The sequence below is a fragment of the Propionispora vibrioides genome, from assembly GCF_900110485.1.
GTDB lineage: Bacteria > Bacillota > Negativicutes > Propionisporales > Propionisporaceae > Propionispora > Propionispora vibrioides.
Genome location: NZ_FODY01000007.1, coordinates 57,948 through 80,378 on the forward strand (window position 1 = coordinate 57,948; position 22,431 = coordinate 80,378).

23 protein-coding genes are annotated in these 22,431 nt (G+C 51.4%); 5 read left to right on the top strand and 18 right to left on the bottom strand.

Translation table 11 applies throughout. The annotated features are described in order from the left end of the window. Positions 1-13: 13 nt before the first annotated feature. The 4 genes from BMW43_RS07715 to BMW43_RS07730 form a co-directional block, all read right to left on the bottom strand. A complete protein-coding gene (locus tag BMW43_RS07715; RefSeq protein ID WP_091745438.1) occupies positions 14-400 on the bottom strand; it encodes a hypothetical protein in 387 nt (128 codons plus the stop codon). Positions 401-717: 317 nt separating this feature from the next. Continuing rightward, the gene (locus tag BMW43_RS07720; RefSeq protein ID WP_091745440.1) at positions 718-1,623 is read right to left on the bottom strand and encodes a M23 family metallopeptidase; all 906 of its coding nucleotides are present in this window, start codon (positions 1,621-1,623) and stop codon (positions 718-720) included. A 380-nt stretch (positions 1,624-2,003) separates the two neighbouring features. After that, a complete protein-coding gene (locus BMW43_RS07725; protein ID WP_091745442.1) occupies positions 2,004-2,678 on the bottom strand; it encodes a hypothetical protein in 675 nt (224 codons plus the stop codon). A 507-nt stretch (positions 2,679-3,185) separates the two neighbouring features. Beyond that, a complete protein-coding gene (locus tag BMW43_RS07730) occupies positions 3,186-3,593 on the bottom strand; it encodes a response regulator (protein ID WP_091745444.1) in 408 nt (135 codons plus the stop codon). 210 nt (positions 3,594-3,803) lie between these two features. On the opposite strand from BMW43_RS07730, the gene BMW43_RS21055 reads away from it, so the two are divergent. Then, the gene (locus BMW43_RS21055) at positions 3,804-3,974 is read left to right on the top strand and encodes a hypothetical protein (RefSeq protein ID WP_177173502.1); all 171 of its coding nucleotides are present in this window, start codon (positions 3,804-3,806) and stop codon (positions 3,972-3,974) included. Positions 3,975-4,040: 66 nt separating this feature from the next. Here the strand turns inward: BMW43_RS21055 and BMW43_RS07735 are convergent, their stop codons facing one another. The 8 genes from BMW43_RS07735 to BMW43_RS07770 all read right to left on the bottom strand — a co-directional run bounded on the left by BMW43_RS07735 (position 4,041) and on the right by BMW43_RS07770 (position 14,071). After that, positions 4,041-6,389, bottom strand: coding sequence for a hypothetical protein (locus BMW43_RS07735; RefSeq protein WP_091745446.1), 2,349 nt, complete (start codon positions 6,387-6,389; stop codon positions 4,041-4,043). A gap of 190 nt (positions 6,390-6,579) precedes the next feature. Further along, entirely contained in the window at positions 6,580-7,161 is a 582-nt protein-coding gene (locus BMW43_RS07740) for a Yip1 family protein (RefSeq protein WP_177173503.1), read from the bottom strand. Beyond that, complete coding sequence (sppA, locus tag BMW43_RS07745; protein WP_091745450.1) at positions 7,161-8,099, bottom strand: signal peptide peptidase SppA; 939 nt, start codon at positions 8,097-8,099, stop codon at positions 7,161-7,163. Before sppA ends, BMW43_RS07740 begins: the two co-directional genes overlap by 1 nt. 231 nt (positions 8,100-8,330) lie before the next feature. Then, positions 8,331-9,935 carry a CTP synthase gene (pyrG, locus tag BMW43_RS07750; RefSeq protein ID WP_091745452.1) on the bottom strand — a complete coding sequence of 535 codons (1,605 nt, stop codon included), beginning with the start codon at positions 9,933-9,935 and terminating at the stop codon, positions 8,331-8,333. 187 nt (positions 9,936-10,122) lie between these two features. After that, the gene (gene rpoE / locus BMW43_RS07755; protein WP_091745454.1) at positions 10,123-10,476 is read right to left on the bottom strand and encodes a DNA-directed RNA polymerase subunit delta; all 354 of its coding nucleotides are present in this window, start codon (positions 10,474-10,476) and stop codon (positions 10,123-10,125) included. A 275-nt stretch (positions 10,477-10,751) separates the two neighbouring features. Further along, entirely contained in the window at positions 10,752-12,422 is a 1,671-nt protein-coding gene (argS, locus tag BMW43_RS07760) for an arginine--tRNA ligase (protein WP_091745456.1), read from the bottom strand. A gap of 6 nt (positions 12,423-12,428) precedes the next feature. Continuing rightward, positions 12,429-12,869, bottom strand: a complete 441-nt coding sequence (locus BMW43_RS07765) for a YwiB family protein (RefSeq protein ID WP_091745458.1) — start codon at positions 12,867-12,869, stop codon at positions 12,429-12,431. Between the two features lie 170 nt (positions 12,870-13,039). Beyond that, positions 13,040-14,071 (bottom strand): SpoIID/LytB domain-containing protein, encoded by a 1,032-nt coding sequence (locus tag BMW43_RS07770; RefSeq protein WP_091745460.1) that lies wholly within the window; start codon positions 14,069-14,071, stop codon positions 13,040-13,042. A 507-nt stretch (positions 14,072-14,578) separates the two neighbouring features. On the opposite strand from BMW43_RS07770, the gene BMW43_RS07780 reads away from it, so the two are divergent. The 3 genes from BMW43_RS07780 to BMW43_RS07790 all read left to right on the top strand — a co-directional run bounded on the left by BMW43_RS07780 (position 14,579) and on the right by BMW43_RS07790 (position 16,663). Further along, positions 14,579-15,115 (top strand): hypothetical protein, encoded by a 537-nt coding sequence (locus BMW43_RS07780; protein ID WP_091745464.1) that lies wholly within the window; start codon positions 14,579-14,581, stop codon positions 15,113-15,115. A 229-nt stretch (positions 15,116-15,344) separates the two neighbouring features. After that, positions 15,345-16,205: a response regulator gene (locus BMW43_RS07785; protein WP_218140626.1), complete on the top strand. Its 861-nt coding sequence runs from the start codon at positions 15,345-15,347 to the stop codon at positions 16,203-16,205. Next, a complete protein-coding gene (locus tag BMW43_RS07790; RefSeq protein WP_091745466.1) occupies positions 16,196-16,663 on the top strand; it encodes a chemotaxis protein CheX in 468 nt (155 codons plus the stop codon). The genes BMW43_RS07785 and BMW43_RS07790 overlap by 10 nt, the downstream gene beginning before the upstream one ends. 44 nt (positions 16,664-16,707) lie before the next feature. On the opposite strand, the gene BMW43_RS07795 is transcribed toward BMW43_RS07790, so the two are convergent. Then, a complete protein-coding gene (locus tag BMW43_RS07795) occupies positions 16,708-16,953 on the bottom strand; it encodes a hypothetical protein (RefSeq protein WP_143050586.1) in 246 nt (81 codons plus the stop codon). Positions 16,954-17,124: 171 nt separating this feature from the next. Between BMW43_RS07795 and BMW43_RS07800 the strand changes: the two genes are divergently transcribed. Next, on the top strand, positions 17,125-17,508 hold the full coding sequence (locus tag BMW43_RS07800; protein ID WP_091745469.1) for a helix-turn-helix domain-containing protein: 384 nt from the start codon (positions 17,125-17,127) through the stop codon (positions 17,506-17,508). A 179-nt stretch (positions 17,509-17,687) separates the two neighbouring features. On the opposite strand, the gene BMW43_RS07805 is transcribed toward BMW43_RS07800, so the two are convergent. The 5 genes from BMW43_RS07805 to fsa form a co-directional block, all read right to left on the bottom strand. Next, the gene (locus BMW43_RS07805; RefSeq protein WP_091745471.1) at positions 17,688-19,406 is read right to left on the bottom strand and encodes a methyl-accepting chemotaxis protein; all 1,719 of its coding nucleotides are present in this window, start codon (positions 19,404-19,406) and stop codon (positions 17,688-17,690) included. A gap of 199 nt (positions 19,407-19,605) precedes the next feature. Next, positions 19,606-19,968, bottom strand: coding sequence for a VOC family protein (locus tag BMW43_RS07810; RefSeq protein WP_091745473.1), 363 nt, complete (start codon positions 19,966-19,968; stop codon positions 19,606-19,608). Positions 19,969-19,986: 18 nt separating this feature from the next. Continuing rightward, positions 19,987-20,724 (bottom strand): MBL fold metallo-hydrolase, encoded by a 738-nt coding sequence (locus tag BMW43_RS07815; protein ID WP_091745475.1) that lies wholly within the window; start codon positions 20,722-20,724, stop codon positions 19,987-19,989. 229 nt (positions 20,725-20,953) lie between these two features. Continuing rightward, on the bottom strand, positions 20,954-21,406 hold the full coding sequence (locus tag BMW43_RS07820) for an RpiB/LacA/LacB family sugar-phosphate isomerase (protein WP_091745477.1): 453 nt from the start codon (positions 21,404-21,406) through the stop codon (positions 20,954-20,956). A gap of 153 nt (positions 21,407-21,559) precedes the next feature. Next, positions 21,560-22,204 (bottom strand): fructose-6-phosphate aldolase, encoded by a 645-nt coding sequence (fsa, locus tag BMW43_RS07825; RefSeq protein ID WP_091745479.1) that lies wholly within the window; start codon positions 22,202-22,204, stop codon positions 21,560-21,562. Positions 22,205-22,431 lie beyond the last annotated feature (227 nt).

Consider the following 22,431-nt stretch of genomic DNA (forward strand, 5'->3'; position numbering starts at 1 on the left):
TCAGACTAAATTCCTACGAAACCCGCAGCCGCTTGACCGCCAAAAGGTTCCAAGCCAGGTGCAACACAATCGCACCGGTCAAAGCCAGCCCAATCTGCCCTGTTTCCCGTAAGGTTACAACGGTCGCGCCGCCAAACAGACTATGCCCGGCGACACTAAGCAAAGCCGCCTTACTCCGCCCCCTGCCGCCAGTCAGCCAATCATAGCCGGCCTCAATCACGCCAAACACGACATGGGTCAAAAAAATATCGGCTCCCAAATAAAAAGAGAGCAGTGTCTTGGCACTTTCTTCGATGACAGGACTGTAAGTAATCACCGTTTTTACTCCGATACGAGTTAGCAGCGCCTTATTGACAATAAAGCTCAGCGCCGCCATCAGCACAGCGATCAGATAAGCCATTTCCAGCCTCCAAAGAAAAGTGAGTGGTCCATTTACTGCGAACGGACCACTTCTCTCATTTACTCCTAGCATTTCCCATCTGGCTGCAATTTATACTTGCAGTGGCCCACCAACCTTAAAAGCAGAAACTGCTGACGGTCAAAATTGGGCGGACCACTAGTGTCTTGGCAAAGTTATGAATTAGAATTATACAGTATAGATTTTTCTGCAATGCAAGGCGTAGGAGGCGCGCATATCGGCCATATGTAAGCCGACGACAACGCAGCAGTGCGGAAAAAGATAGGCTGTATAAACTAAGATTTAACTTGGTCAAGACACTAGGGCAGCACTTGCAGCGGATTCAACGGTTGGTCATTGAGGCGGACCTCAAAATGCAAATGCGGCCCGGTGGACCAACCGGTATTGCCCATATAGGCAATCACTTCGCCAGCCTCCACATACTGCCCCGGCTGTACTACCGACTGGGATAAATGGCCATATAAAGTGGAATACCCTCTGCCATGCTCTAAAATGACGGTTTTCCCATAGCCGTCACACCAACCGCTGAACGTTACCTTGCCGGCCATGGCGCCCCGCACCGGTGTTCCCACATCGTTGGCAATATCAATACCGCTGTGCAGCCGGCCCCAGCGATACCCGAACGGCGAGGTTATTTCTCCTCTGGTCGGCCATAAAAAGCGGGAGGTTGTCCCTCTGGACACAGGAGAAGCCTGCCGCAAGGGCAGCCGGCCACCGGGAATAAACAGTTTTTCACCTTCTGCCAGTACGGCATTATCGTCCTTCTTGCCGTTAGCAACCACAATAGCCGGAATATCGGCCTGATACGCGCGGGCAATCTCCCATAACGTATCGCCTGACCGTACCGTGTGCAGTACGCCTTTACCCGGTAGAATGGTAAGCTCCTGGCCGATTTGCAGCGTATCGTCGGACAGATCGTTCGCCGCCAGCAAAGTGGCGATATCCAATTGATATTGCTCGGCAATACCGCTTAAGGTTTCTCCTGACTGCACTACATGCTTACGCAGGGGAGCCAGTCCGGCTACGACGGTTTGCGGCGGTTCCGACACGGCCGGCAGCTCCGGTTTCTCCTGATTCGCCTCAAAGGAATGCCCTGCCTCGTCCCGGTGGGGCAAGTTAAGCACACTTACACTGGCCAACACAATGATGGCTAGTACAACAAAAAACCGCTGCACTGCCGCTTTATGCTCAAGAAAGTTATTCATAGCGCCTAATCACTCCGGTTTACAGATATGAGTTGTCCCTGGTATATGATAAGCAGCGCACTCTTTATTTATGCATAATTGCGGAGTTTTAAAATGATCATTGGTTGCCAAGCCGACTGCTGCAGCCCGTTTGGGTATAAAGCACTGGTTTTCCCCTACCACTCAAATAAAAAAAAATCGTACCAAAAGCTGAAGCACTCCACCAAAGCAAACCAACTGTATCCAAAACCGAATTTACCGGAATCAAGAGTACCGTCCCCATTAACCAGCCTGGCTCAAACGAATGTACCCGAAACCGGACTTCTCAAATCAAAAGAACCGTCCCCTCCTGTAGGCAAACAAAAAAGAGAGGATATTCTCCTCTCTGGCTGTAGCATATATTATTGATTGTGTCGGGAACATTTGGAAGGAATTAGTTCAATAAGTTCTAATTGCTCGGCCTGCTGCAGGTCCTTATCGGTCGCGGCCGATATGGCCTGGCGGCCGCCGCAGTGCTGGCACTGAAGTTCGATGCAGTCAGGCAGCACGACCGCTTCAATATCGACGGAGCCGCAGAGGCAATAAATGTGTCCCTTCTCGGCAATGTCGTGGATTTTATTGAGTACGTCAAACAAGATTTGGGGATTTTCAATATTTTCGTCATAGCTGTCGTAGCTGTCAATATCATCGTCCGTCTTTTCCCGAAGCAGCCGCTCAAATTCCCGCTGATTTCCGGCGATCATCTGCTCAACAGCTTCCCGCTCGCCCATAAAGCCCAGTTCTACCGTCTCATTGGGGCAATAAATTTTCTGAACCTGCATCTTGTCTATATGTTTTCGCCAAAGCTGCTTGCTATCCAGGCAAATAATATGATTGACCTCACAAACCACGCAAGGGATTTTCAGGAGATACTGACCGTGACCCACGCCAGTAATGGTTGCCTGTACCTGGCCACAACTGCAAACCAGTTCCCGGGACTGAGCCTTTTTCACGGTGAAAGCTGAAACATCATGCACATGAATTTTCCCACACCGGGAACAATACAGCGCCAATGAATAGACTGTACGGATAACCATACCTGTCTCCCTCCTCTCTACAAGGAATCTTCGCCAAGGATCAGAGAATTCCTGCCTAGGATGTGTCGTCAAACTAACGGAATGATCGATGGCGAGAGATTTTTGCGCCAGACGAGTTAAAATCTTGCAGGAAAGCGGCCCTATTCCAAAAAATTTTAACAAAGTATGAAACAAGAAGCGCCGTCAGGGAGCGTTTCGGATAGTTTGCTGACTGCAACAACGAAGGCTTACGAAAAATAGACCCGTCAATATTCACGGGATAGGGTTGATAGGTACTGGTGCTTCGCCAACTTTGAAATTGTAAATTAAATTTGCGGGGAATTTTTCGTAAGGCAAGGCGAAGGAGGTGCTTCTATCGGGAATAGGTAAGCCGCCGACACGAAGCCTTAAGAAAAAAACCGTAAAGAAATTACAGTTTCAGAGTCGGTGGAGCACTAAATATATAAACAGACCGGATAAAGACCTCCGAGGCCCTATCCGGTCTGTCCAAAACCGTCTTGTCGAATGTCAGCCGATCATTAACCGTGAAGCTGCGCAGCCGGCAATGTTTTCCGCCACCATACGGCAAACCGCCATAATATCAAAAGGTTTGGTAATATAGGCGTAGGCTCCCATTTCCCTTGCCTGGTTTACCAATTCCAGCTCTCCGTAGGCAGTCATCATAATGACTCTATCTTCCTGACGCATGGTCTTCAACTCCTGGAGCGTCTCAATGCCATCCATGCCGGGCATCTTCATGTCCATCAGGATTACTGCCGGATTGACCTCCTTCGCTCGCTGCACACCTTCATAGCCGTTTCCCGCCGTAACGACCTCATATCCTTCGTCAGTCAATACTTCGGTTAAAAGCCGTCTGATTCCTGGCTGATCATCGATAACCAGTACTTTGGATTTAGCCGCAGTCGTTGCTGTCATTTTGTTCACCCTGCCTCTGTTTTTAATTTAACAAAACATTAACAAAACATTTCCTCATTACATGTTTATTCGCACTGCATGACAAATATCCTTCTATATTTTGGTAATTGTTGTATTTATTTTAAAAATTCGCCAGCAGGTTCCTCCGGTTTTAGCCGGCAGCCAAGTATCCAATCAGTGCTCTGCCAACCTTGAAACTGGAAGATGGTAATGAGTCAAAATTTTGTCAGCCAAGACGGAGGAAGAAGGCATACCGTCAGTATTCACTGGATTAAGGCTGATGAGGTACTAGTGTCTTGGCAAAGTTATGAATTAGAATTATACAGTATAGATTTTTCTGCAATGCAAGGCGGAGGAGGCGCGCATATCGGCCATATGTAAGCCGACGACAACGCAGCAGTGCGGAAAAAGAGGCTGTATAAACTAAGATTTAACTTGGTCAAGACACTAACGTCTGCCCAGCGATTGCCGCACACTGTGCAGCCAGCCTGACAGGTGAAATACGAGCGGATTGTGGTAAACCTTCAGCGTATAGGTGGCGCTCGTGTCGTCTACGGTGAAAACAATATCATTATAGGGCGTAGGCAAGCCCCAGGTATTCATAATGGGTTGGCCGTTTTTAAGAACGCTGATCCGGTAGGCGCTGTCCCGCAAATAGAGCGGATATTTCAGCGTAACCGTATGCCTATGAGCCGCGTCGCTGGGTAACGTTTTTCCCAACAGTTGGACAGCATATTCGCTGACTCCGAAGGAATCACTTAGCCGGGCGCCATAAACCGCCTGGAGGTTTGGGGTATAGTAGTCGATATAGGCGCGGACCAGTTCACTGGCCGTAGCAAACCGCAGAAGGCCCTTTTCGGCGTAGGTCTGAGCCAAATAAGCCAAATGTTCGTCCAATGCCTGGAATTGTCCTCCCTCCAGACTTCTCCAGTCCCCATTGCCCAGCATGAACATGGCGTGGGTAAAGCCGTCGATCAGGTGGATGCCCGGTTTGATCTGCCCGTCAGTCATAAAGGCCCTCATGCCTTGATCGGCTTTTTCGTTCATCACTGCCGCCGTATCGGTATCATAGGCAATCGACGGTTTGGGCGTAGGTCTGAACTCAACCAGCCCGATTTCTTTAAAGTCACCGGCCGGCCGGTTGATATCGTCGGCCTTGGTAAAATAAATTTCCTGGCCGTAAGCGCCTGACGTACTGCCGCCCAGGTTGCCGTCGGCGTCGCTGGAACCCCAAAGTCCCACTTTCCGGTAGGCGTTAGTGCTCATCTGTTCATCCGCATTGCCGTTGCCAATATCGAACGAACCGGCCCGGGTGGTAATGAGCTGTCCTTGCCCGGAATCGGCGCTAAGCTCTTCCATAATGCGCTGATAAGTATATAAAATACCGGCCCGGCTGCTGCCATCACTGAAATCGCCTTCGGTAACGACCGAATGAGCCCAGCCGTGATGCAGGTGATTGGCCCATAAACCATCCACCGCCGCATTATAGGATAATACATTGCCCGGCAGCTCGGGATCATAATCGCTATGCATGTGCAGGGCGTATTCATGACCGTGGCGGCTTTGTTCCGTCACCGACTGCCGGATAGCCAGAGTGGCTTGCTGCCACTTGCCGGTAGTCGACTGGCCGGCAGCCCATTCGGCGGCTTTAACCGCCGGCCAGGCTGTGTAATGGGTCCACTTGGCACCATGCTGTTCGGCAATGGCGTTCAGCCTTTCGGCTTTTTGCACCAACTGGACGGTAAATTCCTCCGGGTCCAGCCAGCCGTTTGCGTTGCCCCAGGCTTTGGCATAACCGGCCGAATCGATCGGCTCCAAATCCTCGGTCATAACATAATAGACTGTGCCCGGCCCGGGGTCACGGACAGCCAGCTTGGCCAGATCGAAAGTCCGGTCCTCCACCGCCAGCCGTACCGGCCAGGGTTTTGTGAAATTGACCGTATCGGGGCGCTGTGCCTTAATTGTCCAGGACAGGCCGCGCGTTTCGCCAGGCAGCAGTTCAGTAACCTCCTGTGCGGCCGCGCCGACCACCACATAGCCATAACCCTCGGGTTCCACACAGCGCACCGTCAGTTTGTCAATCGGCTGCCGGCTGTGGTTGGTCAACCGGGCCTCTACAGTCAGCGTATCGCCTAGCACCGCAGCATAGGCGGGCTGCACGGCGGACAGTTCCACGGCCTTCGCCGGCGCCAGACCGGCAGTCAGGCCCTTAATCAGCGCATGCTGCCCCTGGCCGACCTTGACGGTCAGCCGGTAACGGGCAGCCATAGCCGGTTTAAAGCCGGGAACGGCCGCGGTGAACAGTGCCTCCGGCTCGCGGGCCAGCGATTCCCAACGACCCTCATAATTATTCACATACCGCTTATCCTGCCATTGGCTGTTTTGCTGCTGCGGCGGCAACGCTCCGGTAAACACCGTTCCCAGCCGGGCAATTTCCCCGCCTGTGGCATCCAGAGCAGTTAATACCACCTGCCCCGTCCCCTGGGTGGATAAAAATTCTACGTCACCGCTGAAAAAGGCGGCTATATCGGCCGGCTCTTCCAGTTTGTATTCGATCGTCCCGGTGTTGCCGGCAGCCAGCTCCAGCCGTTGTTCCGGTGCCGTGCCAGCCGTCTGCAGTACCCGGGCGCTGTTCCCCTCCCCGGTTTCACTGATTCGCTCCGCCAGTTGCCACATCGCCGCCTGCTCCGGGGCGACAGGCGTCAGGGCGGTCTTACCGGCGGGAGCAGTTCCGTTCCCGCCACAGCCGGCAAAAAGCAGCGCTATGCACAGCGCTGCCAGTATATATCGTTTCATATCAACATCCATCCTTATTCGCCAGGGAACCGCCGATCTAGTGAGCCTGTCGGTATGACAGGGGATTTTTTCGTCTAACAAGAAAGAAAAACCTAGAGGACAGTTGGGCTATTGCAAAGTTTTTTTAACCCAGTTAGACGGAAAAAGCCCCATCAGGACGGCAGTGCGAATAAATCAATGGTTCCTAAGGTTACAGATTAGGCGGCCAGGGTATGACGGCACTGGCCAATAAGATCATAATAATGAACATACCCGCTACTCCTGCCAGCAGAGGTGTCAGGAGGATGAGCACTGCCTTGGCGCCGGAAACCTGATAAGTCCCCTTAATGGCGTAAACATCCAGCCACAGACTCCAGACAAGGATGACCAAAAAAGACCCTGTCACTAAAAAGGCACTGATACCCGGCGGCATCAGAGACGACAACACCCATAGCGGTACTAAGAGCACCCGGGGAAAATGGGCAAAACCCAGCGCGGCCAACAGGCCCAGCGCGGTGCCCCGGCCACCGAACAATTCGGCAATCAGGTGCCAGACAGCCGTTCCCAACAGCCAAAACAAAAGACTGCCAAACAGCTCCAGCACCAGCATGACCCCGGGCGCCTGCGGCAGGCCGCTGGCTTTGACACCGAAGTATACCGCCCACATGGGAATGATCACACTGATCAAAAAGATGACTAACGCCTGCCCGATCGGTCGCCGCTCCGCAATTTTTTGCAAGGCTGCACGGGGATGAAACAGCACATCGTATACTTGCTCAAATATCGTATCCATTATTCCACCTGCCATTTTTCCGGCAAGGCCATCGGCGCCACTACCGGCAAATCATTTTTCAATTGATGGAACAAAAGCTGCCTGAGATCCACGCTTTCACTGGCGCCCATCAGCATGGACCAAGGTGACATTTTGCCGTATTCCTTGATTTCCGGCTTGCCCTTGATACCGGCCAGTTGTGCCGTTCCCTCCAGGGCATCGTACATATTGCCCAGTTCATCCACCAGTCCCAGCTCCTTGGCCTGATTGCCCGTGTAAATGCGGCCGTCAGCCAGCTGTCTGACTTTGGCCGGATCCATTTTCCGTCCCTCAGCCACGATGGTGACAAACTGGTTATACATATCGTCCACCATGGTCTGCACAATAGCCCGCTCTTCCTCTGTCATCGGCCGGTCCGGGGACAGGATATCCTTATGGGGTCCGCTCTTGATTTTCTCCTCGCGGATCCCGATTTTCTTATATAATTCCTCCCAGTTGGCATACGGCATATAGACACCGATGCTGCCGGTCAGCGTCGCCGGATTGGCATAGATTTTGTCGGTGCAGGCCGCCAGCCAGTAGCCGCCTGAGGCCGCCATATCGCCCATGGAGGTTACAACGATTTTCCCGGCAGCCCGGACCTTTTTGATTTCCTCGCCCACTTCCTGCGAAGCCGGCGCACTGCCACCGGGACTGTTGATGCGCAGAAGAATGGCGCGGACCGAGCTGTCGTCACGGGCCTGATGCAACTGCTTGATCAGGTTGTCGGTACCGCCATAATCGGAAAGCAGCGACGCCTGACCGCGGCCTCCCATAATGACACCATCTACATAAATAACAGCAATTTTAGGTTTTTCCTGCCCCGCCGATTTGGTAAGCCTGGGGAATACAAACGCGGCGGCCAGCAGCGATACGGCCACAATGCCTACAATCACAAGAACTACCGTTTTTTTATACATGGTCTACCTCCTTTTGACTAGGGCGTGTTTGCAAACTAATGAAATGATTCATGGCGAGTGATTTTTGCGCCAGACGAACTGAAATTTTGCAGGAATAGTGGCCCCTATTTCAAAAAATTTTAGTGAAGTATGGCACAAAAATCGCCGTCAGGGAGCGTTTCAGTTAGTTTGCAAACACACCCTAGTATGTATACAAAAGAAACTGCCGGTACTCCGACAGTTTCCTATTCATTATTTATTCTGCAGCGCCGCCTTGACAAAATCCCTGAACAGCGGGTGCGGATTGGTCGGACGGGATTTAAATTCCGGATGGAATTGGGTCCCGACGAACCAGGGATGATCTTTGATTTCGACGATTTCCACCAGTCTGCCGTTCGGCAAGGTTCCGCCAATGATCATGCCCGCGCTGGTCAGTGTTTCACGATAGGCATTATTAAATTCCAGCCTATGGCGATGGCGCTCATAGACAATTTCATCCTGATAGGCCTGCTGCGTCAGCGTCCCTTCCATAACCTTACAGGGATACACGCCCAGCCGCATGGTGCCGCCCTTTTCCTGTATGTCGATCTGGTCGGCCATCAAGTCAATGACCGGATGAGGCGTATCGGGATTCATTTCGCGGCTGTGAGCGCCTTCCAGTCCACAGACATGGCGGGCAAACTCGATAACGGCACATTGCATGCCCAGACACAGCCCGAAATAAGGTACCCTGTTCTCCCGGGCATAGCGAATGGCCTGGATTTTGCCTTCCACCCCGCGATCACCAAAGCCGCCCGGTACCAAAATGCCGTCCACATCGGCAAATACCGCCTTCAGATCTACATGATCCTTCTCGATTTCCTCAGCGTTCACCCATTTGATGTTGATTTCGGTATCGTTGGCAATTCCGGCATGACGGAGCGATTCGGAGACGCTCATGTAGGCATCCCGCAGGGCCACATATTTGCCGACAATGGCAATCGTCACCGCATGGGAAGGATGCAGGATCTTGTTAACCATCTTTGACCAGTCGGCCATATCGGCCTCGTTGGCCTGAATGTCCAATTTTTCCAGAGCAATCCGGTCAAGGCCTTCTTCCTGCATCATCAGAGGCACCTGATAAATGGTAGCGGCGTTTTTATTCTGAATGACCGCCTCTAGATCAATATCACAGAAGAGCGCCAGTTTTTCCCGCATTTCCGGTGAAATCTCATGGTCACTGCGGCAAACAATAATATCCGGCTGAATTCCGATGCTGCGGAGTTCCTTCACGCTGTGCTGGGTCGGCTTGGTCTTCAGCTCGCCGGCCGCCATGATATAAGGTACTAGCGTTACATGAATATACAGGGCGCCGTGACGGCCCACTTCTTTTTTCACCTGACGGATAGCTTCCAAAAACGGCAGGCTCTCAATATCGCCGACGGTGCCACCGATTTCGGTAATCACCACATCGGCATTGTCTTCCTTGCCAACCCGGTAAATCCGTTCTTTAATTTCATTGGTAATATGGGGAATGACCTGAACCGTACTGCCCAGATAATCCCCTTTACGTTCCTTGTTGATAACCGACCAGTAGATCTTGCCGGCGGTCACATTGGAGCTTTTGCTTAAGTTTATATCGATAAACCGCTCATAATGTCCCAGGTCCAAATCGGTTTCGGCGCCGTCTTCCGTTACGAACACCTCGCCATGCTGATAAGGACTCATGGTACCGGGGTCAATGTTTATGTAAGGGTCAAACTTTTGGATAGTCACTTTCAGGCCGCGGCTTTTGAGCAGCCGGCCCAGCGACGCAGCGGTAATCCCTTTACCAAGTGAAGATACAACCCCCCCGGTAACAAAAATGTACTTCGTCATACAATTTCCTCCTAGCAATGCCTCTTGCAATATTCAGTATACCCTCGATGCCAAGCTTTTAACATGAATAAGAGCGTGTTAAAAAACACGCAATGCTGTCATTGGAGAACTTATTTCTTATCCATTTCACTAAAGCTGATTTTAATCACGCTGATAATTTTATACTTGCCTGGTGAGCAGTGTCAAGTCATTCCTTGTCGCTTTCGATAGATTGTTCGGCATATTCCTGCTGAATCCCTTCAAATAGTTTGGCCCGCCGGTTATTTACCGCCGGCGCCGTCTCGGTTTCCTCCGAGACAGCCGCACGGGAAACCGCCCGCGGCGACCATTCAGCGAGTCCCCACATACCTTTTCCCATATGCACAAACCGGCTATCCATATTAATCTGCGTATGGACCTCGGCGATGGCATGGGCTGATGCTTTGTTCACACCCGCCTTCGCCTCCAGCGATTTGGTAATAAGTTCTTTAAAATACATGGGTTGATGCTGCTGCTGCAGAATTTCATATACAATATCAATATCGGAATTGCGATTCGTCATAGTTATTCCCTCCGGCCTAAATCTCATGATGTTTCAAAAGGTTCAAGCTGGTCTCTTATACTATTATCCCGTTGAAAATGTGATAAAATTTGTGAGGATTTTTGTTCACTGCAAGGCGGAGAACGCCGGCGGGCTGATGCCCGTCAAGGACGACAACGCAGCGGTGGCAAAAAAGACCGCAAAGCTATCATGGTTTTGGTAGGATGATAGTATTACCCTTTTCCACCTCTTTTTTCGTGCTATAATTCACCAAAAAACAGTAAATTCCTCTTTTTTTACATTTTTTCCGGGGCGTCTACGCCTAAAATAGCCAACCCATGGCGAAGCGTATGCTGCACTGCCGTAACCAGCGCGATACGTGAGCGCTGCAGTTCCTGATCCACCCCGATGATGCGGCACTGATTATAAAAGGTATGAAACAGCCCGGCCAGTTCATGGACATAGCGGGCAACCCGGTGAACAGCCCGCTCCTTAGCGGCATTGGAAATTTCCTCCGGATAATCGCCCAGCTTCTTGATCAGATCAATTTCGGCGGCTTCCTCCAGCCGTTCCAACCGGCAGGCCGCCACATCGCCGACGGAAATGCCGGCCTCCTGAACCTGACGGAAAATGCTGCAAATCCGGGCGTGAGCGTATTGAATATAATAGACAGGATTTTCATTGGAACGGGATTTGGCCAAATCGAGGTCAAAATCGAGCTGGCTGTCGATGGAACGCATAATGAAGAAAAACCGCGCCGCATCCCGGCCGACTTCTTCCATCAATTCAGTCAGCGTAACCCCCTGACCGGTACGCTTGGACATCTTGACCAGCTCGCCGTTTTGATACAGGCTGACCATTTGGAGAATAAGCACTTCCAAACAGTCCGGATCATAACCCAAGGCGGCGATAGCGGCCCGTACCCGCGGTATGTAGCCGTGATGGTCGGCACCCCAGATATTGATAAGCTTGTCAAAGCCCCGCTCCAGCTTGTTACGGTGATAGGCGATATCAGCCGCCAGATAGGTGGGCACGCCGTTGTCCCGGATAACCACCCGGTCTTTGTCGTCGCCACTCGCCGTAGAACGCAGCCAGAGCGCACCGTCCTGTTCATACATATGCCCCTTTTCTTTAAAAATGCGGCATACCTCAGCAATGGACCGGGCTTCGTGCAGCGTCCGTTCACTGAACCAGACATCGAAGGTAACATTAAACGCGGCCAGGTCTTCCTTCAGGGCCGCCAGTTTCTCCGACAAGGCCAGTTCCTTAAATACGGTCAGCCGTTCCGCTTCGGTCATATTCAGGTAGCGGTCACCCTCGCGGTTAATAATCCGCTGCGCCGTGTCGATGATATCATGGCCGTGATAGCCGTCCTCGGGAAAGGCCGCCGTTTGTCCCAGCAGTTCCAGATAGCGGGCATTGACGGAAGCGGCCAAATTGTCAATCTGATTGCCGGCATCGTTAATATAAAACTCGCTTTGCACCTCATAACCGGCGGCCCGCAGCAGGTTGACCAGCGTACTGCCGACAGCAGCTCCCCGGCCATGGCCCACATGGAGCGGACCGGTCGGATTGGCGCTGACGAATTCCACCTGGACTTTTTGGCCCTGACCGGCCGTTGTATTACCATAGGCGCTACCCTGCCGCAAAATACCCTGCAGCATCTCATAAAGCCAGTCGGCTTTCAGATAAAAATTAATAAAGCCCGGACCGGCAATCTCCGCCCGTTCCAGCCAAGTCCCCCGTAAATGGGCCACAATGGCCTCCGCAATTTTCCGCGGATTGGCTTTGGCCACCCGGGCAGCCTGCATCGCAAAATTGGTCGCATAATCGCCAAATTCCTTCTGCGGCGGCACTTCCAGCACAACGGCCGGCAAATCCTCCATAGCAAGGGTAAGCAAACCTTCGCTTACGGCCTGGTGAACGGCCTCCCTGATGGCCTCCTGCAGTACAATTTTCATATCCATGTAAACCTAATCCTCCCGTAAGGTAATCGACAAAGTATTGGCGCTTTGCCAATCCCCTGCTATTTCCAGTTCATATTCAATGTAAATCGCCGGCAATTCCTGGGCGCCGGCAGTTCCCGAAATATGTAGAACGCCGGTGACGACCGCCATGTCCAGATTGCCGAACGGCGTGGTGTAAAGGCTCTGCGTCTTTTGCCCCGGACGAAACACCTGCTTTTGTTCCACCTTGCCCATACGAAGCAGCGTCACTTCATCAGGCCGTACCTTGATCACCGTAGTCGTTCCTTCCAGGCCGGAAAGCTCCGTCTCCCGGTACTTGATATAACCCACACCGTTTTTTCGCACATAATCCCCGGTGCCGACAAGCTCGATGCGGTTTTCCTCCCCCTGAGCGTCCCGCTGCAACCCCGTTACGGTTACGACCACCTGTTTTGTCCGTTCTGCCATAAGTTACCTCTTTTTGCAAATCTCCGCATTTTCCGAACCAAACCTACATCGGCTTACACATGAATCTATTATAGCGTAATCCATGGCAATTGCCAATTTTGTTATAAAAAAAATAACGGAATTCCGGTCCGCCAAATAGCGGCCTTCCGTCCGTCAAGGGTTCTCTGGTATTAATGCCACAAGGTCTCAATATGGGCGCCTACGTAATAATACTTAAGAATGTCGGCGGCCTTCCAGCCCTGCTGAACATAGGTATAGGCACCCCACTGGCACAGGCCAACGCCGTTGCCCCAACCGTTCCCCTGAAACACAAAATTTTTCCCGTCATACGCCATGTCCGTAATTAACGTCGATTTCAGACGGTCATATCCGACTTGTTTGCGAAAATCCGCTCCGTACATCTTAACATTGCCGGCCCCGATATATAGGATACGGCCGGAGGGACCCCGTTCCAGAATTTTAATATCCGCCGGATTGCCCTGATAGCCTAAAATCCTTGCTACCTCGGCAGCCGGAATTTTCACGGTCCATACCTGCTGCTCAGGCGGTGCGTTCCAGAAGCAATTGTCCCGGACAGGTTGAAAGTAAGGCGTCGGCACCGGAATTTCCACCGGGAAGCTTTCCTCCTTAGTTGCGGCAATTTGCCCGTTGCAGGCACTGTAGATGGCATATACCAGGCTGTCGCCGTACATCAGCACCTGGCCGCGAGTCAGGCGCACCGCTTCCCGCACGGTATCATTGACCCGCTCCCGGGAGTAAGCTTGCAGCTCTTCCTTGGCCGTACTGACATCGGCGTTATGCAGTTTTTTAATCGTCCCAGCCTCTATTGCGTTGACTGTCAGTGTGCGGGAAGTAATTGCCTGGACCATCAGGGCTTCCAGTGGCCAGCTAGGTTCCATCTCTTTGGCGATCACACCCTCCAGATAGGTTTCCAGCGGCATAGTTTCAATCGTTTGCTTATCGGCCATCCAAACCCGCACAACCGGCTCGCGCTGATATTTTTGTACATTAAAGTGATTTGCCCCCGGCACCAGGGTCACCGCCAGCGGGTCTCGCTGCAGCGGGGTAAATTCATGCTCCGTCGGCGCCGAAGGCTGCCGTTCCAGCGGCTTGGCAGCCGGCGGCCGCAAAAAAAGAGCGGTGGCCGCCGTGACAAGGACTACGGCCAGAAGGGCTGTGTAAAATGCTTGGTTGTTTCTCATGTTTCCACCTCACCACAAGTGCTGGACCAGCCTTGAACGCAGAAAATGCTGACGGTCAAAATGTTGCCATCCGGCTTGTCGTCAGTCGGCATACTAACGGTATGCCTCCTTCCTTCGTCTTGGCTGGCAAAATTTTGCCTCGCCATCCTCTTTCCGTTTCAAAGCTGGTCCAGCACTAGTATATCCGCTTCCCTCCGCTTCATGCGCTGCCAGGCAGGGCGGAAAAATCTTTGCAACCTTATCCTATTTTTTGTGACGCAAAATACTGGCTGGCACCTGTCATAGTTTTGTCATATTTCCATGATATTCTAAATACATCAACCGGCGGACGGCTTTTCCGCTGAGCTAAGCAGGGATACCGTCCCGCCGTTTCCATAGATTGCCGGCTTTGCCGGCAATAGATAAAGGAACCACTGATTGATTCGCTCTGCGTACCCTGACAGATCTTTTCCGCCAGGCCAACAGGCACATTTCATCAGCGATTCCTAAGACTAAGGAGGAGTTACTATGAAAAAGAAAATATTAACCATGCTTGCCGGAACTATGCTGGTAGCCGGCACGGCCATGGCAGCGCCGATTTCCGATATACAAGAAGGTCAGACCACCGTAGGGTATACCCATTACAATCTAAGCTCCAATACCCATGACGTCAAAGACGACAGCTTCTATCTGGAAAGCGCCGTATCGCAAAAGTTCATCTTAGGCATTGAAAACAACAGCGCCTTCCCATACAATGGCGTAAAAGCCACCGACGTATACGCCCAGTATAAGTTGGACCCCAATGTCCGCCTGATTGCCGGCAACCGCAGCTATGAAGACGGTCCGGACAAAATGTTCTACGGCGTTGGCGCCAACGTGGCCCTGGCTCCCAAGCTGGACGGCTACGTGTCGGTAACCAACAGCAGTATTGCCACCGAATGGCAGACAGGCGTCAACTACAAGCTCGACAAACAAACCTCTTTAACTCTGGGCTACAAATCCTATAAGGAAGACCACGCCTCCACTCTCGACGGAGTAGGCTTTGGCGCCAACTATACCTTCTAAAATTACCCAATGGGAAAAACTGCCGGCAACGGCAGTTTTTTTTGTCCCTTCCCTCATTTCCGCCCCAGCCAAATCAAGACAAATTTCGGGAAATTAATTGCAAAACCGCCAGAGACTGCCATGGTTGGAACAGGATTTTGCGGAACGATGCAGAATATTATGCTTTATTCTGGATTCAACTATCTTATCCCGCAATCTTTATCCAAACCAATTAGACGGAGGCTGTATAATGAGCGCAATACGAATCATGATTGTAGACGATTCCCCCTTCTCCCGTACATTGCTTGCCGATGCACTGCAGGAAGAAGGCTATGAGATCGTCGGCGAAGCAGACGGCTTCGACTCCCTGATTGAAGTTTACACAGAGTGCAAGCCGGATATCGTCACCATGGACATTGCCATGCCTGGCGCCGACGGCTTTGAGTGCAGCAAAGCCTTACGCCTGCACGATCCCAAGGCCAAGATCATTCTGGTCAGTTCCATGAAGGATGAAGAAACCGAAGCCGAGGCTCGCCGGGCCGGTGTGGTCGGCTATCTGCAAAAGCCAATTGACAGCGAAAACCTGAACCGGGTTATTTCCAATGTTATGGCCCCTGACAGCTTGTTTAACACCTTGCAGACTACAGGATTGGATACCTTTAAAGAAGCTCTGTCGCAAAGCGTCACCCGCATGACAAAAACGACGGCATCCTATACGGAGGACATTCCTAACGAAACTTATATTTCACAGGGAATCACGGTTGTTATCGGGATTATCGGCCGCTATTCCGGCACTACAGTGATGGATATGCCGGTGGATGTCGCCGAAAAGATGGCGGAGAAAATTCTGCGGCGTGAAGCCAAAAACCGCGACGAAGTAGTGGCCATGGCGGCTGAGTTCGCCAATGTGGTAGCCGGCATCGCCTGCTCGATGCTAAATAAAAAGGAAAAAGCCCTGGGACTGCGGGTAGCGCCGCCCAGTGTGTTCCACGGCACGCCAACCGAAATTGTCAGCCCGACGGTAAAACTGACCGGTTGCTATGTGGATACCGACTTTGGCCGCATTTACCTGAGTGTTGGCTTTAAGAAAGGATCTGTCTTATGGATGTAAAGCTCATTAATCCGGTTTTGCAGGCCTTTGCCAATATTCTGCCGCAAATTGGCTTCCAGCAAAACATTGAGAAAAAAGGACTTTCCCTTATCGGCTCCACCCTTACCAATCCGGGACTGCTGCTGACCATCAGCATCGTCGGCCCGTTAAAAGGCACCGTGTTAATCGGTATGACGCTGGAAGCCGCTAAACACTTCGCCTCCAAGATGATGATGGGCATGCCGGTGGCCGAATTGGACCCGCTAGCCCAAAGCGCCATTTCGGAAATGGGCAACATGGTTTGCGCCAACTCCTGTACTAACTTTGCTGAAGCAGGCATCGGCGGCCTGGACATTTCACCACCGACCATGATGATCGGCGAAGGCGGCCATGTTATGCTATCCGTACCCAATGTCATTATGGTTAAATTTTCAATTGACAATATTGATGTGGATGTCTATGTGGGACTTATAAAATAACTTGACAAGCAATGTGCCAAAAGAGACAGTCCGGTGAATTTTTATCACCAGTCCTGCCTCTTTTTGTATTCTATCCGGTAGTGCTCCGATACCCTGGTTTTCAGCTTTACCAACGAATATTCCAGTTGGAGTACTTCCTGTAAGCAGTCAACAAACACATTCCATTCTTCAGACGTAAATCCCTCCCGGACCTTCTTGTCACCGCCAATGTTGTACAATTGATGCATGGCGGCTTCTGCCTGCCGGATATTCTGCATAGTAGCAAGCATTTGTTCCTTAATGCTCAACATAATGACCAATCCCTTCATTTTAAAAGAAAATACCCTCAACACGGTATTTTCTTTTATTTTAACAAGAAACAGGCATAATAGCAATAACTGACAGTTAACTTAATTTTACTCTTGGTTAACAGGCTTGTTCCCCTATGATGTGTAACTTCTGTTATTGGGTGATATGATACTATGCAATTTGGTGAAATTATAAAAGAGGTTCGGGAAAAGAATCTGCTAAGCCAGGAAGAAGCCGCCAAACAAATCGAAAAAACCTATGCCATCCGCCTGTCCGCTTCTTACTTAAGTATGATCGAAAGCGGGGCGCGCACTAATATAACCGTGAAAGTACTGCGTTCGTTGCTGCACTTTTACAAGCTTCCGGTGTCTGCTGCCGGCAGTCTCTTTGGTCAGGCCGGTACCGGTCAGTCGAAAATTGCCGAAGCCGCCGTCCCCTACCGCCTCGATCCACTCTTAATTCCGCCGGAACAGCTTGCCGCCCTGCCGGCGGAAGCCAGGCACACGCTCCAGGATTTTGTTGCCTTTATGCTCACCAGATATGGTGTAGTCAAATAAATTCTTTTTCCCTGATCAAAAACGGGACTGCCGCCATTTTTTATGGCGGCAGTCCCGTTTGCTATTTGTCCGTCTGTTGGCGTCAGTTTCACACACTGTCAAGTAAGCCAGTGTTCCAGCAACTTTGAAACAGGAAACTGCTGACGACGTATTGACCGTCAGCAATTTCTGTTTTCAGGCTAGTCATGCAATGTGAAACGGCTTGTCGCTGTTTTCAGCTCATTGGCCAGCGTGGCCAGACTTTGACTTGCCGCGGCGATTTCCTCAGCCGCTGCCGACTGCTCCTCGGTCACCGCCGATATCGTTTGGGCCTGGGCCGACATATCGTGATTGATACCGGCCATATCCCGCACTACTTCCAGAATCTGGCCGCTATTGGCCGCCATCTGTTCGGTCACGGCTGCCTCTTCTTTCATCAACGTCACGCTATGACCGATCCGGGAAACAATGTCGGCAAACGCCTGACCGGCCTGCTGCACCAGCCCGGCACCTTTTTTCACTTCGGCGGCGCCCCGTCCCATGGAAGAGACCGCCTGGCCGGTGTCCTGCTGGACGTTCCGGATCAAGTCGCTGATTTGCTGAGCCGCTTCCTGGGATTGTTCGGCCAGATGCCGGACCTCCTCGGCAACCACCGCAAAACCCCGTCCCTGCTCGCCGGCCCGCGCCGCCTCAATAGCGGCATTTAAAGCCAGCAAATTAGTCTGGGCGGCGATGCTGGCAATCAGCTCGACAATTTGTCCTATTTCCTGGGAACGGCTTTCCAACTGCCCGACCGTCGTCACCGACTCACTGACCGTATGCTCAATGCTTTCCATTTGCCGGACAGCCGCATCCACCGACTGCAGCCCTTCACGAGCCGCCTGAGCCGATTCCTCCGACACCTGAGTAATCCGTCCGGTATTGGCTGCCACCTGCGTGACACCCTGGGCAAGCTCTTCCAGCCGATTCATGACGTCGTCTGCCATGGCAGCCTGCTGGTCGGCTCCCTGGGCGGCGCCGGTAATTGATGCGGCCACCTGCCCGGCGGCTTGAGCCGACTGTTCGGCCGTATCAGTCAACTGGCCGGCCGAACTATCCACTTGACCGGCTAAGGTACTCACCTTTTCCAACAAAACGCGCAGATTGTTCCCCATCGTCTGCAACCCCTGGTCCATTTGCCCGATTTCATCCCGGCTGAAATGAACGGCTTCCTGGCGGCGGATGTGCCCCTGCGCGATTTCCTCGATGGTCTGTACCGCTTGGCCGATCCGCTTACTCAGCGAACGCACCAGCCGCCGGCTAAAGAAGCCGCCGATAAGCATAGCCAGCACCGTCAGCGACAACAGCAGCATACCGGTCAACGACGCAGCTTTATCGTTATTCTGCTTGTTTTCCTCGGCCTGCCGGGAGTTAAAGGTGGTCAGGTCATCCAGCAGCTTATTCAGATTCCCGGCATGGACCGCCAAATTCTGAACATAATAGGCATAAGCAGCCTGCTTCTGTCCACCGGTGGCCAATTCGATCACCTTGGGGCGGTGAGTCCGCCAGGCGGCCAATTCATCCTGAAAAATGGCATACTGCTCCCGTTCATACGCCGATAGCGGCAATTTTTCATAGCGCCCCAGCAGATTCCCGTTTTCGGCCGTACGGGCAGCCATATCCTGAACGAGCTCTTTCTCCCGTTCCTTATTGTCGGTGATCATCAGCTCCAGCAATTCCCCCTGCAGTGCTCTGATATTGGTAGCCGACCGGTTCAAATATTCATTGGGCAGCAGGTCCTCTTCATAGGTTGTACGCAGATTTCTGGCAGCCTGCTGGTTAAAATAATAACCGGCTATACCGACAACAGCTAAGAAAGCGATCAACAATGCCACAATGGAATAAAATTTACTGCCCAGACTATTGCCAAAGCCCTTCATTCCTACCACCCCAATTATGTATTAATCCCAAGCAGAAAGTTTTGCTCCCTGATTGTTACCATAACTATAATTATGGAGGATTCCCGGGCATTCGTCAAACTACGAATAGGACCAAAGTCCCATTTCTAGCTGGATATTCGGCAAAAAAAAGCAAACGGCCTGCTTCACGCACCGTTTGCTTCCTTTATTTTCCGTTATCTTACCGTTTCGGCAGAATTTCCAGCCAATACCCGTCCGGATCGGCGATAAAGTAAATTCCCATCGCCTTATTCTCATAGCAGATACAGCCCATATTCTTATGGAGTTCATAGGCCTGTTCAAAGTCATCAGCCGTAAAAGCCAGATGAAATTCATTGTCTCCTAACTGATACGGTTCTTTCCGGTCCTTGATCCAGGTCAGTTCCAGCTTATGGGGTGTACGGCCGTCACCCAGGAAAACGAGCGTAAAATCCGGTTTTTCCATCCGGCGCGTTTCCTCCAGGCCCAGCGCCTGTTTATAAAAAGCCAGGCTTTTCTCCAAATTGAGCACATTGAAATTATTATGGGCAAATACAAAACTCATCGCATTTCCTCCTGTCGCTTATTTTTTACCGGCGTTCCTTTTGCCGCTTTCGTATAAGCTGGTCAAAAAGCGCCGAATATCTCCCTGCAGTACTACGCCGTGACCGGTACAGAAAAACTCCGGCTCATAAGGCAGCAATTTCTCCAGCCCCGCCATAAACCGTTCAAACTCCCAGCCGCCCTGTGCCGCCTGCCCGGCTACATACTGACAGCAGCCTGCCCGGACTACCTCGCTGTCCGACACCAGTTTGCCCTCCGGCAACTCTTCGCCAAAAAAGCAAAAGAAGTCTCCCACAAACAGAATGCGGGTGGCCGCATCATAAAGCGCCACCGAACCGGGGCTGTGGGTATTGACATGAATAACCGCCAGAGCGTCCCTGCCACCAAACTGGAGCTCCGGCCCAACGCCACCGTCCGTAAAGAGAGAAAACTGTGGCGCCAGCGTCTCGGGCACCAGCACTAAATCCTCCCGGTGAATGAACTTGGCAGCCTGCCGGAAGGCGGCTGCACCTTCCACATGGTCCCAGTGGCCATGAGTCAGATATACGGTCCGCACCTGCTCCGTCGTAAGTCCGATGTCCTGCAGGGCCGCCTTAAGAATACCTTCATAGACTCGCGCCCCGGCATCAATCAATACCGCCTGGTCGCCCTGCGTTAAAATATATACATTGGCATAGGAAGGAACTCCCCAGGATTGAACATCATAAACGGCTAGAGCAGTTGCCCCTGGCGTCAGTTCCGACAATAAATACTTCATGGCAAGCCTCCTTCCGTATCTGCGGCCAGCGGCCGCGCCCTCAGTTTCCTGTAATATCCTGATACTTACATTTATATACCATCCGATTTTTCTTGTCAACCGGTCACCCGCCGGCGCCGGAAAAAACAAAAAGCCCCTCGCCGGCAAAGCGAAGAGGCTCTTGCTATCTACGACAGGCAACCATAGCACCTTGCGTCTGCGTTAAGTGACGCAACATACTAACCTGTGCTTATTTTTTGTATTTGCTGTCCAGGTCGGCAACCATCTGGATTTTCGGTGAGGAAGGACCAGGGGTGAATACCGATTCCAACCAGGTGGTAACGATTTTCTTAGCCAGTTCGGGGCCAATAACCCGGGCGCCCATGGTAATGATCTGGGCGTTGTTGCTCTTGATGGCTCTTTCAGCCGAGAAGGTATCATGACACAAAGCAGCGCAAACGCCAGGGATTTTATTGCCCACGATGCACATGCCAATGCCGGTGCCGCAAACCAGAACGCCTCTTTCAAAGCCTTGCTCCTTTACAGCCAGAGCAACTCGTTCACCGATTTCCGGATAGTTGGTAGCATCCTCGGGAGAATCAATACCAAAGTCTTTTACTTCATGACCCAGTTCCGTCATGTGTTTGATCAGAATTTTTTTCAACTCAAATGCTGCATTATCACTGCCAATTGCAATTTTCATGGCTCAGTCACCTCAAATTAATATTTTTATTAGGATTTGCGAAAACTTATTGAAACAACCAGGAAATTTTCCGGTTGCAACTTAAAAGGTTATCGGAAAACCGCCGGGCGTGATGTATTCTTCGCCGGCCGGCAATTCCGGTTTATCACCGTTTTATTTCGGTACGCTTTCCCAGTCCTTCAGGAATTTTTCGATACCGGCGGTTGTCAGCGGATGTTTGATCATTTCGGCAATGACTTTATACGGTACTGTTGCGATATGGGCACCCCGTCTGGCGGCCTGAATCACATGAATCTGCGTTCTGACACTGGCGGAAATGATTTCGGTAGGGATGTCGTGAATAGCAAAGATTTCAGCAATTTCATCAATCAGGCGCATGCCTTCGTCGCCGATATCATCCAGACGGCCGAGGAAGGGACTGACATAGGTTGCGCCGGCCCGTGCTGCCAGCAAAGCCTGAGCCGCTGAGAAAATCAAAGTGACATTGGTTTTGATGTTATTAGCCGAGAGAATTTTTACAGCCTTTAAGCCTTCTGCTGTCATAGGAATTTTAATGACGATGTTTTTGTGGATTTTAACCAGTTCTTTCGCTTCTTTCACCATTTGGTCCGCTTCCAGTCCGATAACCTCGGCACTGATCGGGCCGTCCACCAGCGTAACGATCTCTTTAATAACCTCTTCAAATACTTTGCCTTCTTTGGCAATCAAAGACGGATTGGTCGTTACACCACAAATTACGCCCATTTCGCTGGCCTTGCGAATCTCGTCCACATTAGCGGTGTCAATAAATAATTTCATACGCCACATTACCTCACTTTGCTATATTTTCCCAAACAAGCTAAAACGGCCGGAATGGCGGTTCTGAAAAAAGCTTCCATCCGTTTTATTCCGTTTCATTTGTTTTCCTTGACTATATAGTAACACTTAGTCATTTTTTTGTAAAAATGACTTATGGTTTAATATTATTTGTTTTAGTTATTCTATCGTTTATTATCGTTTCTTTTCTTTTTTATTCGCATTATTTT